Consider the following 13,099-nt stretch of genomic DNA (forward strand, 5'->3'; position numbering starts at 1 on the left):
TTGCTGTGGATAGTTTGTTGCCCCGGAAATTGCTCCAAAAAGGTTTAGTTTGGTTAAAATCTCGCCATTGGGCGAGAAATTCCATTTCCCCTCGTTATGCCTTGGTAGAAGCGGCTTTGATTGGAGTGTTTGGGGCTTTGGCCGCCCTTTTACTCAAACAGGGTATCGGCTGGTTAGGGGGTATGAGAATTGATTTAGTTAATGAGTGGGGGGCGATCGCAACTTTACCCTTTTTCGGACTCTTTTTTGGGGCATTAGCAGGGCTATTATTAGAATATGTAGCACCCACTGCAGGGGGAGGAGGAGTAGCCCAAGTAAAAGCCTCCCTTGCCCGTTATGCAGTGCCATTATCTTTGAAGATCGCATTTATTAAGATCATCGGTACTATTTTAATTTTGGGGGGAGGGTTAACCCTAGGTAGAAGAAGCCCCACGGTGCATATTGGGGCGGCCTTGGCGGCAGAATTAACCCGTTTAGTGCCAACATCCCCCGAGCATCGAAGACAAATGATAGCGGCCGGGGCAGCGGCAGGATTGGCTGCGGGATTTAATACCCCCATTGCGGGGGTGATGTTTGTCATTGAGGAGTTGATGCGGGATGTGTCTAACCTCACCCTTGAAACGGCCATTGTGGCATCCTTTACGGGGGCGGTGGTATCAATTATTTTACAAAGCCCCGATTTAAGTCTTCCTTCTAGCCTTTTACCTTCGGATAGTATTAGTTTTTCTCCCCAAGATATTCCTTTATATCTTATTCTTGGTGTTTCGGGGGGTTTGTTGGGGGCTTTATTTAATAAGGGGGTTTTAAAAAGTGTCAAGTTTAATCAACGGTTGAAAATGCCCCTCTGGCAAAAAATTGGCTTAACGGGGTTGGTGTGTGGAAGTGCGATCGCCCTTTTGCCCCCCTATTTCCGTGATAATGCAGGATTGAGGGAATTTTTAGTAAAAGGGGAGTTATCATGGGAACAAATTGCCCTAGTGTTAGCCGCCCACTTTATTTTAACCATCATCGCCGCAGGTTCGGGCGCTCCTGGGGGGTTATTTGCCCCAGCCTTGATTATGGGTTCATCTTTAGGTTATTTAATCGCTGATTTAGGGGGTTTGTGGATAGATATAGACGCTAGGGCAACCTTTGCACTGGCGGGGATGGGGGCTTTTTTTACGGGGGTTGTCAGAGTGCCTGTCACTGCCATTGTGATGATATTTGAATTAAACGCCAATTTTAACCTTGTATTACCCCTGATGATTACTTGTGCGGTGGCTTATATTAGCGCCGAAGCGGTGCAAAAGGGATCGATGGATCAGTTATTGTTACAGCACATGGGCTATGATTTAGAAGACGAATATCAGGAAAGTAGCGATCGTCAAAACAATTTTTTAAGGGAATTGAAGGCAGGGGCGGTGATGCAAACTAACGTGGAAACCGTTTCTCCCCGTATGAAGGTAATTGAATTGTTAGATTTGATGTCCTTGTCTTCCCATCGAGGTTTCCCCGTGGTAGATGATGGAAAGTTGGTGGGTATCGTTACCCAGTCGGATTTAGTCAAGGTGCGTAACCCTTCTTCCTTATTACTCACCAAGGAGATTATGACACCCAATCCCATTACCGTAAATCCAGATGCTTATTTGAGTGATGTTTTATACTTGCTCAACCGTTACACCCTTTCCCGTTTGCCCGTGGTGCAAGATGGGCGTTTGGTGGGGATTATTACCCGCACCGATATTATTCGGGTGGAGGTGGATGAGTTGAAGGCGGATGCGGCCATTAAAACTCAGGTAGCTTATACCATATATCAAAGTCGTTCCCCTGCCACGGGAAAAGGTTCTATTTTAGTGCCTGTAACTTCTGAGGATGATTATGAAAGTTTGGCTAAAATTGCCGTGGCGATCGCCCTTTACCATGATTATGAAATTGAGTTTATTAAAGTATTAAAAGTTGCCAAACATTTAGATCCCCACAGTACCTATGTGGACACAAAAGAAGCCAGAAAATTGATGATAACCCTAGAAAAAATAGGGAAAAAAGCAAATGTACCAACCCATACAAGAATAGTTATTACCCACCACCGCACAGGATTATTATTAGAAATTATTAAACGAGAATATATCGATTTATTAGTAATGGGCTGGGGTAAAAATTCCACTTCTCAAGAGTTTATATTTTCCCATTTAGTAGATAATTTAATCACCCAAGCCCCCTGCGAATTAATTTTAATTAAACTAGGAAAAAACCATAGTTATCCCCACAATTTAATGGCCAGAGGTAGTTGTTTAGTACCCATGGCAGGGGGCCCCAATGCGCGTGAAGGTTTGAAACTATTACCCGCTTTCCTCAATGTGTATCATAAGGGCAGTTTACCCCCCGTGTGGTTAACCAAGGTTTATCCGGCTAGTGCCAAAAAAGTTGATTCCTCCGATTTATATTTTGCCGTAGAAGAATTACAACCCCATGTGGAAACCATGGTTAAACCCCTTTCCATTGCCTCTAATTCCGTGGTGGATGGTATTCGTTTAGTTGCCCACAATCACCATGCGGAGTTAGTCATTATCGGTGCTTCCCGAGATGGTTTATTAAAACAGACGATTCAAGGTAACATTCCCGATGCGATCGCCTCTAAACTTGATACCACCGTTATTTTAATCCGCTTACCATCTTAAAACTATTCCCTGTTCCGCGTTCTGTGTTCCCTAGAAAAACTTTTTTTGTGGGAAATCCCTCACTCTGATAGACTTTAATCTTAATGAGATTTACTTAAATCATTATAGAAAATTCAATTTAAAAATCTTCGGAGGATACACAATGATAGAAACTACTATCGGACTAGAAATAATTGAAGTAGTAGAACAAGCGGCGATCGCCTCTGCTAAATGGATGGGTATGGGCGAAAAAGATACTGCCGATGAAGTAGCAGTAGAAGCCATGCGCGAAAGAATGAACAAAATCAATATGCGCGGTAGAATCGTTATCGGTGAAGGGGAAAGAGATGACGCACCCATGCTTTACATCGGTGAAGAAGTAGGCGTATGTACCCAACCCAACGCCAAAGACTTCTGTAACCCTGATGAATTAATCGAAATTGATATTGCCGTTGACCCCTGCGAAGGTACTAACCTTGTGGCTTACGGTCAAAATGGTTCTATGGCTGTTCTTGCCATCTCCGAAAAAGGTGGTTTATTTGCAGCCCCCGACTTCTACATGAAAAAATTAGCGGCCCCCCCTGCCGCCAGAGGTCATGTGGACATTAACAAATCTGCCACCGAAAACATCAAAATTCTTTCCGAGTGCTTAAATCGTAAGCCCGAAGAATTAGTGGTAGTAGTAATGGACAGATCTCGCCACGAAGATTTAATTAAAGAAATTCGTGCAGCTGGGGCAAGAGTTCGCCTCATCAGTGATGGTGACGTGAGCGCCGCTTTATCCTGTGCCTTCTCTGGTACTAACATCCATGCCCTTATGGGTATTGGTGCGGCTCCTGAAGGGGTTATTTCTGCCGCTGCAATGCGTTGTTTAGGTGGTCACTTCCAAGGACAATTAATCTATGATCCTGCGGTGGTGAAAACTGGTTTAATTGGTGAAAGCAGAGAAGGTAACCTCGCTCGTCTTACCGAAATGGGTATCACCGATCCTGATAAGGTTTACACCGCTGAAGAATTGGCTTCTGGAGAAACCGTTTTATTTGCTGCCTGTGGTATTACCCCTGGTACTTTAATGAATGGTGTTCGTTTCTTCCATGGTGGCGCCAGAACCCAAAGTTTAGTTATTTCTAGTCAATCTAGTACCGCTCGTTTTGTGGATACTGTTCATATGTTTGATAAGCCTCAAAATATCCAATTGAAATAATATTTCTGGTTGTTACCATAGTCTAATTTGATGAGGGAATGTAAAAAATTACATTCCTTCTTTTTTTTATGCCCTATTCCCCACCCTAATTGCGAGGACGGAAAAACAAACCTAATCCATTGTGTACCCGAGCGGCGGTAACGGGGGAACGATCAATAATTTCACCGCCAAGATAAATTTGGGTAGAACTACCGCCATCAAGGTTAAGGGCATCGGTTGCCCCTAGTTGGAGGAGAATTTGGGCAAATTCCTGTAAGCCAGGGCCAGGGCCTCCTATTCTTTGATGGACTGCTACAAACATGATGTTACCTTGGTTATCAAGGGCTACGGCGCTACGGGATGCCCTTTGTTGGTTAAAAGCGTTACTAAAGCCCTCTGCTTCACCGTTGAGGACGATTTGACGGTTGCTCAAGAGCATGGGCCCTGCCCCAAGCATATGGGGAAAATTAGCCATGGTGGGGGGGGTGGTGGTGCTGGTAATTCGTAATTGTTGCCCTTGGTTAAAGTTGGAGGCGAGTTGGGGGGAGTTGCGCACGACGATTAAATAGCCGTTGGCGGGGATGGTGATGGGGTTACTTCCTGCTTGGGGGATGGTGGTTTTTTCCCTGATGCGATCGCCCTCTACTACTATAATGGTTTCATTGTTAGTCAGGCTAGTGTAATTGTTACCCCAACTGCTGGTATAACGGGATACCCCTGTTTGCACATAACCACTGTTGATATAATCGGATAGGAGGCGATCGCCCGTACCATTGGTAATGGTTTCTTGGAGACGAAGACGACTAATTTGGAAGTTTCCCGCATCATTCCAAGCCAATACTCCCCGATTGAGAATGGGCGCACTTTGCCAATTTTGATTGTTTCTGATAGCCCCCAGGGGTAATTGATTGTTACGGTTAAAAAAGCCTCCGTTAATAGCTGCGATCGCCCCTTGACTTTGTGCCATGGTTCTTAGGGGTGCAGTACCAACCATGGTATTATTACTAGATACAATGGGTCGTAAACTAAGCCCAGACCGTTGTAAATTCGCCTTTAACATAGATACAAAAAAGGTTTGACCATTACTCAACCTGATATATTTATCCTGCCAACTAAGATCATTAGACCATGATATATTTTTCTGCACCTTCGCCGTAGGACTTAATTCCGCAAAAAGTATATTGGGCGCCGAAGAATTAACCTTCAAATTATGCCCCGCAGGAATATTGATATGCACAAGGGTAATATTATTATTCCTTTCTACCCGAAATAGCGCACCAGAAACGGGATTTTGCGCCCCCCTGACTCTATCTCCCTCGTCTTCTAACGCACCCGTATTATTATAAGGATTAATGGAGCTATCATCATTTTCCCCCGCAACTCCAAAAGTTGGTTGCCCCTCAATAATAATTACCCCTTCATCCCTTGCCTGACTAACACGGAAAAAAGTAGGTCTTTCTAACTCAATTACCACCCTTTTTTGTTGAGATTGATTAATGTCATATACTCGATTTATACGACTATTAGGAGTGTTAATAATTAAACTATCTCCCTGTCTTTCTATTACAATATCAGTATTTTCTAATAGTTTTCTTGTATCTAAATAACGATAAGGATTTACAAAACGAGCGGGTAAATTATGGTAAGAATTAAACCACTGAATAGGTTGTTCATTGGGATTATTACTGTTTAATAATTCAACCCCAAGGGTATTTTGTAAGGCAATATCACTAATACCAATATAGGCTTGATTTCCTTCTCGCCACTCTATCCATGGTAAATTTATTTCTCGCTGATTGATAAAAGTTTTTGTTCCTGTTTCCACTATGCCTTGACTATTATTTTGAGCAAAAACAGGTTTTCCGATTCCTTGATTTATATTAAAATTAAAGCCATTTAATAAAAGTGAGCAAATGAAGGAAATAATAATTAAATTTAACCAAAAAAACTTCTTTTTCTTCATATATTTTATAAGCAAAGTAAATAGTAATAATATAATAGCTATTTATCATAAATGATAATTTTAATTCCCCCTATAGTAAGGGGGTTAGGTAGATTTAATTATTAATAAATAACTATAAAAAATTAGTCATTTTTACGACTATTTGCAACATCCATAAAAAACTTACAATACTGTTGATGTCCTTCGGGAAAAACGAAATTTAATACTAAAGGTTCGTTATCATCTTGATTATCACCAGGTCCCTCTAAAACTATAGTTTTTTCTCCATTTTGACCTAATTTAATAGGCTTTCTATTTTTAATTTCTCCTCCTGAACTATCTATATAAACTACTGCATTATCGATGTTTAATGTATCACCTATATTTTGAATTAATTGTAGGAAGTTGCGATCGCTCCCCCCCCTACGGACGATTTTTTTGCCATCTTGTTCCATCACTGTACTATTAACAGTATCACCCACACCCATGATAAAAGGCATTTTTTGGGGATCAAAATTATTGACCACTAAATTTAATAATTCCCCTTGATTCTTCGGGGCTTTTCGCACATTAAAATCTTTCCCTAAAGGATATTCTCCTGTGTGTAAATAATAATAATGATTAAGTAAAAATAAAACTCCTGCTTCCTTAATTCCCCCTGTTACCATAAATTGAAAATCGGTAGTACCTGAATCGGTTTCTGTGGCAGGGCGTAAAATTTCTAAACCATCATCATCCCTGCCCAAATTAGGGGCATAATGCACAAAAAATGAGTTCTTTAAACCTTCTTTTTCGGCTTGGCTTAATAACTCATCCATCAACAATTTAACTTCTTTTTGTAAGGTGATATAAATAGAATTATGATCGGTTAATTTTTCATAAAAAGTATTAATATTTACCGTAGGAGATACTAGGTTATCAAGAATTACCGCATCGATTATGTGATTAATTTCTTCTATGCTAAAAAAGCTACAATTATTTTTACAAAAAGTCGTTAATTTTTCCCTGACAATATGAGGAACATTACCTAAAAAATCTAATTCTTTTTTAGTTATTCCAGGATGTTCTACATTACCAAAAGAGTCTTGCCACTGTACTCCTCCCCCTGCTAAACCAGGTAGATAATAACCTTTTTCTTTTACTTCTTGAGCAGAAAAAGCGGATTTTTCCACAATATTATTTACACCTCTTTTGCCGATATGTTCACCATTGGTAAGGACAAAAAAATGACTATTCATTTTCTTTACGGCTCGGACATAATCCCATTGAATAACTCTATTTAAAGGATCTTTTACTAGCCCCATACATACCCCATCTAAGTCTTGAATAATTAAACTATTAGGAGTGTTAATTAATTTTTCTTTTAGTAAGTTATGATCTAAGGATAAATGTAGATTTTTAATGTTAGTCATTATGCTCCTGATAAAGATTAATTACCCTAACATGGTAACAGGCAATAGCCACGAGGCAACAGGCAACAGGCAACAGGCAATAGGCAAAAAATAATAATAATTGTCCATTGTCAATTGTTAATTGTCCATTGTTGACACCTAACATCTTTCTTTTACATATTCATAATAATTTTCGGTTAGGGTGCGATCGGCTTTTTGTAGTAAAATTTCCTCATAGTCTCCATCTTCGGGATAAGAGGCGCTGCCAATACTAAAACTTACTTGTATTTCTTCTTCAGTAATTAATAATGGTTGTTGGGCTATTTGTAAAATGTCATATTTTATTTTATCAACATATTGGGTACTATTTTGGGCTAATAAAAAGACAAATTCATCATCTCGCCAATGGTATAGTATGTCTTGGGCTGAAATTAATTGTTTAAATTTTTTAGCAATTTTTTTTAAAACAAATTCAGCAACTTCATAATTGTAGTTATAGCCAATTTCTTTCCATTCATTTATTCTTACTAATATCAAAGATATATAACCTTCTTCATGATTAGAATAACTAGCTAATACTGAGAATAAATGTTCTCTAAAAAGTTTATAATTAGGAAGATTAGTAATTAAGTTATGATAAGTGCGGTAACGTAAAAGTTCTTCTAATTTTTTCTGTTCTTCTATCTTTAAAATGGATAGGCAAATTATATTTTTTTCGCCGTGCTGTATGATTCTTGTTTTGATTTGAATAGGGAGAAATTTATTATCTTTTTGTTTAAGAATAGATTCTCTGAAAATGCTTTGATATTGATTATCTAGTAATAAAGAGATGTCATTCTTTAAAATCTCTATGTCAATGGGAAAAATATTTTTAATGTTCAATGCTAATATATCTTCTTTGTTGGCATAGCCAACGATTTCAACTAAGGATTGATTACAATCTATTATTTTTGTATTTTCTGGCTCAATAAATATGATTCCTTCAATTAATTCTGCAATGGTGTCAGTAAAGTATTTATTTTCTGTGTCGATATGTTTTAATTCTTGATAATCACTTTGGTTAAAGTTTTCTGGGATAATATCTTCATTAAAAATATTTGTTTCTGTTTCTGTCAATGATGGCAGATTTTCGATGTTATCTTGACTACTATTACTGAAAAATACTTGAGATTCGCTATTAAAAATATCATATTTTCCTCTTATCTCTACTCCTCCAAATATGATAATATCTCCAGGAGATAATTTATGAATGTTAATTTTTTGTGTATTAACAAATAGTCCATTTCTACTTTTGTTGCCTTTAAAATCTCCATCCACAATCCAAAAAGCTATATCAAATTTATCTCTGTCTTTTTTTTGATAAATTACTTTGATGATACTACCATGATGACGGGAAGTAACTCGATGATTAATAATAATGGAGTTGCTAGAACTTCTCCCCACGGAATGGATATTTTTTTCTAGTAAAAATACTTTTTTCCCTGTATTTAATTCGAGGGATAGTATATGTTTTAGGGGGTTATTATTAACCATTTAATATCTACTGGTTTCGAGATTTTGATTTAAAGATAACATAAGTTTTGAGAATAAACAATTGTAGTTTTATTTAATTTTAGGATTAGGGATTGAGTTATGGATGAGGGGATTGTTAACCATAACTTTTATGGCAAAAATGGTAAGTATAATAAACCCCCATGTCTCATTGAGATAATAGGGGCGTTTACTTTTGTGATTTAGGAATTATGAGGGATGGTTTCTGTGGTTTTGAGGTTTGATTGAATGCTATCGGTGATGATATGGGATAAAAAACCCATGGGGCCGGCAAATAGGCATAAAATAAGAGAATGAATAGTCCATATGTTTTTTTCTTGCCCTTGCCAATAAATATGCCTTCCTAAAAATAAGTCTAATACTAAAAAATGAGTCCAACCAGCAAAAGTTACTAGGGGGTTGCTAAATACTTGTGCTAATTCTGGTAGTTGAGGATTGGAGAGGGTTTGGGCTGATTCTGCGTCTAGGCTGGTTATGAATAGATAAATATACAGTAAAATTAGGGGGATAAATATTAGGTAAGATTTCATTATTTTTTGTGTTATTGACCATTTTGGTAAGGCAATCATTAGTATCCAAAAGGGTAATACAAAAAGGTTGGCAAGGTTAAATAGTAGGTTGAAGTCCATGTTTTGTCTGTGTTGAGTTTGTTTTATTATATGCTTGACATGATAAGTTATGTTTAATAAATAGGTGTTGTTTAATTATTGTCTGAAATATCATTGAATGAGGGTAGAAATTCAGACACGAAAGTATTATTATCGTTGTTTGTGGAGGTTTATATTAGGTATTGATTATACTAAGTCCGGATAATTCGTTATAAATAGATTGTACCCCAGTTGCCCCACCGTGTAATGAATTACACGGCTAATGGTGGTTCGTTTAATTTAATTTATTGAACTAAAATATTAATAATGCTAATTTGTAAGTGATCAAGTGGACTTGATATTAAGGGACTATACATTGTTTTAGTTTTGTGCGTAACTCATTTGGAGATATGTTTTTTCCTATCATTACTAATTGGTTTTTTGGAGGGTTTTGCCATTTTTCTGTGTTTAAGTCGTAGCGTTTTCCGCTTAGTTGAAAAATATGTTTTAATTCACTTTCGGCAAACCATAATATCCCTTTGGCTCGATATACTTTTGCCATGATATTATCTGTGATAAAGTTCTGGAATTTATCTACGTTTAAGGGGCGATCGCACTCAAAGGAAACTGAAATAAAACCATCTATTTCTAAATGATGGGAATGATGATGATCATGATGGTGATGGTGATGATCATGGGATGATTCTAACTCATGGGGGGCATAATTATCAATATTAGTTTGTTCTATATCTAAAATAAGGGGTAAGGGGACATGGGCATTTTGACAATGTAAAATACTAGCACCCTGCTTAATAGTCAGAATTTCTTTTTCTAATTGTTCTATTTTTTCTTTAGTTACTAAATCAATTTTATTGAGTAAAATAATATCGCCATAAATAATTTGTTTGAGGGCTACTTCACTATCAAAACATTTTGGGGTAAAGTTTTCTGCATCGATTAAAGTTAGGACAGAATCAAGACGAATTAAATCCCTTAATTCAGGGCTTAAAAAAGTTAAAATAATTGGTAATGGATCGGCTACTCCTGTGGTTTCAACGATTAAATAATCTATTTTTTGTTCACTTTCTAAAACTTGATAAACGGTATCTAATAGGTCATCATTAATGGTGCAACAAATGCAACCGTTACTTAAACTGAGCATATTTTCTTCCACTGAGACTAATAATTGACTATCAATATCAATGTCTCCAAATTCGTTAACTAACACGGCAATTTTGAGATTTTGTTTATTATTTAAAATATGATTTAAAAGGGTTGTTTTTCCACTGCCTAAAAATCCCGTAATAATGGTTACTGGCATTCCTTTTTTCGGCAAAGTTAAGTTATTCATATATTTTTAATTTTTTTATCTTTATATACTATAGCCAGAATATATTTTGTGTAATTAATTGATTTTATGATTAAGTAGGGGAGTTATTAACCCCCCATAGACTATAATTTTGTTAGTAATAGTAAACCCTAATTATTAAAAGTGGGGCGATGTTGAATTAAATTCATAAATTCTTGACGAGTTTTAGCATCCTCACGAAAAACCCCCCTCAAAGCACTGGTAGAAGTCCAAGAGCCTGGTTTTTGTACCCCACGCATTACCATGCACATATGACTTGCTTCCACCACAACCGCCACTCCTTGGGGCTGTAACAACCCTTGTAAGGCATCGGCGATTTGAGATGTTAAACGTTCTTGCACTTGTAATCTTCTACCATACATTTCACAAATTCTGGCAATTTTTGATAGTCCGATAACTTTACCGTTGGGAATATAGGCTACGTGCGCTCGTCCAAGAATGGGTAAAATGTGATGTTCGCAGGAGCTGAATAAGTCAATGTCTCTCACCAAAACCATTTCGTTGGATTTTTCGTGAAATACGGCACCGTTGAGCAATTCATCTAAAGATTGATTGTAACCTGAGGTCAGAAATTTTAGGGCTTTGACTACTCTTTGGGGGGTATCTTTTAGCCCTTCCCTATCGGGATTTTCTCCTAAGCCAATCAATAATGTTTTTACTGCCTGAATCATATCTGCTTGGGTTACTTGATGTTGAGTGTCTCGCACCACTGAGGAGGTTTGATTTGCTGTTGCTATGGTTTTTATGGTTGAGGATTGAGTTAATGTCATTTTGTTTTTTACCGATCTCTTTAATAAGAATGATAACCATTATCATGTAGTATTGACAATCTATGGGGAAAAAATAAGGTGCGCTGGGAAGTAAAACAGTATTAATGTTAACGCACTAACAAAAGTTGTTTTTGAGGAGTTATTGTAACACTTTTATTTTTCAGTTTTTGAATTTTGAAATATATTTTTTCAATAAAATAAAGATGAGAATATTTGTTGTAAAATATAATGTGGATATAGTATTAATTAGTTTCAATTGCTATTATATAAGCATTAATAATTTTTTTTATGAAGTTTAATTAATTCTACTGAATTTACCTTAAAATAACTATCTTAAACAATGACCAAGGAAAAACAAATTTATAAAAATGTAATGGAAATATTGGTTGATGAAGAAATAGAATATCAATTAGTTCATAATAAAACCATTAATACGACGGTAAAGGATTATATTAATCCCATTGAAGTAGCAACTTTTGCTCTCAATCGTCTTCCGAGTTTATATGCTTCCTCTGCTGAAGGAATTCAAAAGCAAAAAAGAAGGGCGATCATTAAGTATAAAAAAGACATCACTAAGGCTGTAATCCAAGGTTTTGCAGCAGTTGAACGAGATCCCTTGAGAAGATCTACACCTCTACCGAGTGAAAGGGAAGATATTATATCTGATGCGAGGAAATCTTTAACACAGTTAGATGAAACTGTTCCTAAAGAGGAGTTATCTTTGATAGTGGAGTTTATGGAGAATTTTCTTAATAAGATACAGACAGAGGAGATTACGGCGGTAGAAATTATTAAACTTTATTATTTGTTAGATTTTTATTGGGAAGAAGATGGGGAAGGTTTAATGCAAAATAAGGCAATTCGTTGGTATGGGTAAAATTTAATTGCAATAAATTCTCCCAATTTTTAAAATTCTGTGTGATCATTGATAATCGATAATAAATCATTAATAATTTAGTGATGTATATAAATTGTTAAAAAAGGAACTATATTAACAGTGACACTAGCAGAACTAATAGAAAAGGGTGGTTTTTCCATTTGGCCTTTGTTATTCTTATCAATTCTCGCTTTAGGAACAATTTTTGAGCGAATTTGGTTTTGGTCGAAAGTGTTGGTAAAGGAGGAGCAAATTTTAAATTCAATTATGGATGCGGCTACGACTAATTGGGGTAAGGCGGGGGAGATTGCGTCTCGTTATCGTCATCATCCTTTGGGCAAATATCTTAATACTCCTTTGCAGTTGGATAATCCAGATCCTGAGGTGTTTCATCTGGCGTTGGAAACGGGGGCAGATGATGAGCTTTCGCAAATGCGTAAGGGGGACAAAATTTTAGAAGGGGTAATTGCTTTATCTCCTCTTTTGGGTTTGTTGGGGACGGTATTGGGCTTAATTCGTTCGTTGGGTTCTATTTCTTTGAGTGATTTGGGTACGGCTTCTACGGCGGGGGTAACTTTGGGAATTGGTGAATCTTTGATTTCTACGGCGGTGGGTTTGGTGGTGGCAATTATTGCGGTGGTTTTTTATCGATTATTTCAGGCTTTTTGGGCTAATCAGGTGAGAATTTTTCGGAAGGCGGGAAGTGATTTGGAGTTGATTTATCGTCAAAAATGGAGTGTGGATGAGTAGGGGTGATCAATTTTTGATGGTTTATAATTGATGGGTGGTTGAT

The 13,099-nt window shown here is 37.1% G+C and carries 11 protein-coding genes; 4 read left to right on the top strand and 7 right to left on the bottom strand.

Going from position 1 to position 13,099, the window contains the following annotated elements; genetic code table 11:
- Positions 1-14: 14 nt before the first annotated feature.
- Together IQ215_RS04960 and glpX are read left to right on the top strand one after the other, a co-directional pair.
- Entirely contained in the window at positions 15-2,657 is a 2,643-nt protein-coding gene (locus IQ215_RS04960; RefSeq protein WP_206688512.1) for a chloride channel protein, read from the top strand.
- 145 nt (positions 2,658-2,802) lie between these two features.
- Positions 2,803-3,840, top strand: coding sequence for a class II fructose-bisphosphatase (gene glpX / locus IQ215_RS04965; RefSeq protein WP_193800228.1), 1,038 nt, complete (start codon positions 2,803-2,805; stop codon positions 3,838-3,840).
- Between the two features lie 85 nt (positions 3,841-3,925).
- Here glpX and IQ215_RS04970 read toward each other — a convergent pair whose 3' ends face one another.
- The 7 genes from IQ215_RS04970 to folE form a co-directional block, all read right to left on the bottom strand.
- Positions 3,926-5,782, bottom strand: a complete 1,857-nt coding sequence (locus tag IQ215_RS04970) for a phosphodiester glycosidase family protein (protein WP_206688514.1) — start codon at positions 5,780-5,782, stop codon at positions 3,926-3,928.
- 122 nt (positions 5,783-5,904) lie between these two features.
- On the bottom strand, positions 5,905-7,173 hold the full coding sequence (stpA, locus tag IQ215_RS04975; protein WP_193800202.1) for a glucosylglycerol 3-phosphatase: 1,269 nt from the start codon (positions 7,171-7,173) through the stop codon (positions 5,905-5,907).
- Positions 7,166-7,318, bottom strand: a complete 153-nt coding sequence (locus IQ215_RS04980) for a hypothetical protein (RefSeq protein ID WP_193800203.1) — start codon at positions 7,316-7,318, stop codon at positions 7,166-7,168. The genes stpA and IQ215_RS04980 overlap by 8 nt, the downstream gene beginning before the upstream one ends.
- Entirely contained in the window at positions 7,312-8,685 is a 1,374-nt protein-coding gene (locus tag IQ215_RS04985) for a diguanylate cyclase domain-containing protein (RefSeq protein WP_193800204.1), read from the bottom strand. Before IQ215_RS04985 ends, IQ215_RS04980 begins: the two co-directional genes overlap by 7 nt.
- Positions 8,686-8,885: 200 nt before the next feature.
- On the bottom strand, positions 8,886-9,332 hold the full coding sequence (locus IQ215_RS04990; protein WP_193800205.1) for an ABA4-like family protein: 447 nt from the start codon (positions 9,330-9,332) through the stop codon (positions 8,886-8,888).
- A 319-nt stretch (positions 9,333-9,651) separates the two neighbouring features.
- The gene (locus IQ215_RS04995; protein ID WP_193800206.1) at positions 9,652-10,641 is read right to left on the bottom strand and encodes a CobW family GTP-binding protein; all 990 of its coding nucleotides are present in this window, start codon (positions 10,639-10,641) and stop codon (positions 9,652-9,654) included.
- 128 nt (positions 10,642-10,769) lie between these two features.
- Positions 10,770-11,429 (bottom strand): GTP cyclohydrolase I FolE, encoded by a 660-nt coding sequence (gene folE / locus IQ215_RS05000; RefSeq protein WP_193800207.1) that lies wholly within the window; start codon positions 11,427-11,429, stop codon positions 10,770-10,772.
- A 340-nt stretch (positions 11,430-11,769) separates the two neighbouring features.
- Here folE and IQ215_RS05005 point away from each other — a divergent pair, with 340 nt between their 5' ends.
- Both IQ215_RS05005 and IQ215_RS05010 read left to right on the top strand, forming a co-directional pair.
- A complete protein-coding gene (locus IQ215_RS05005; RefSeq protein ID WP_193800208.1) occupies positions 11,770-12,306 on the top strand; it encodes a late competence development ComFB family protein in 537 nt (178 codons plus the stop codon).
- Positions 12,307-12,426: 120 nt separating this feature from the next.
- Positions 12,427-13,056 carry a MotA/TolQ/ExbB proton channel family protein gene (locus IQ215_RS05010; protein ID WP_193800209.1) on the top strand — a complete coding sequence of 210 codons (630 nt, stop codon included), beginning with the start codon at positions 12,427-12,429 and terminating at the stop codon, positions 13,054-13,056.
- The last annotated feature ends 43 nt before the right edge of the window (positions 13,057-13,099 follow it).

It is taken from the genome of Cyanobacterium stanieri LEGE 03274 (assembly GCF_015207825.1).
GTDB classification, from domain to species: domain Bacteria; phylum Cyanobacteriota; class Cyanobacteriia; order Cyanobacteriales; family Cyanobacteriaceae; genus Cyanobacterium; species Cyanobacterium stanieri_B.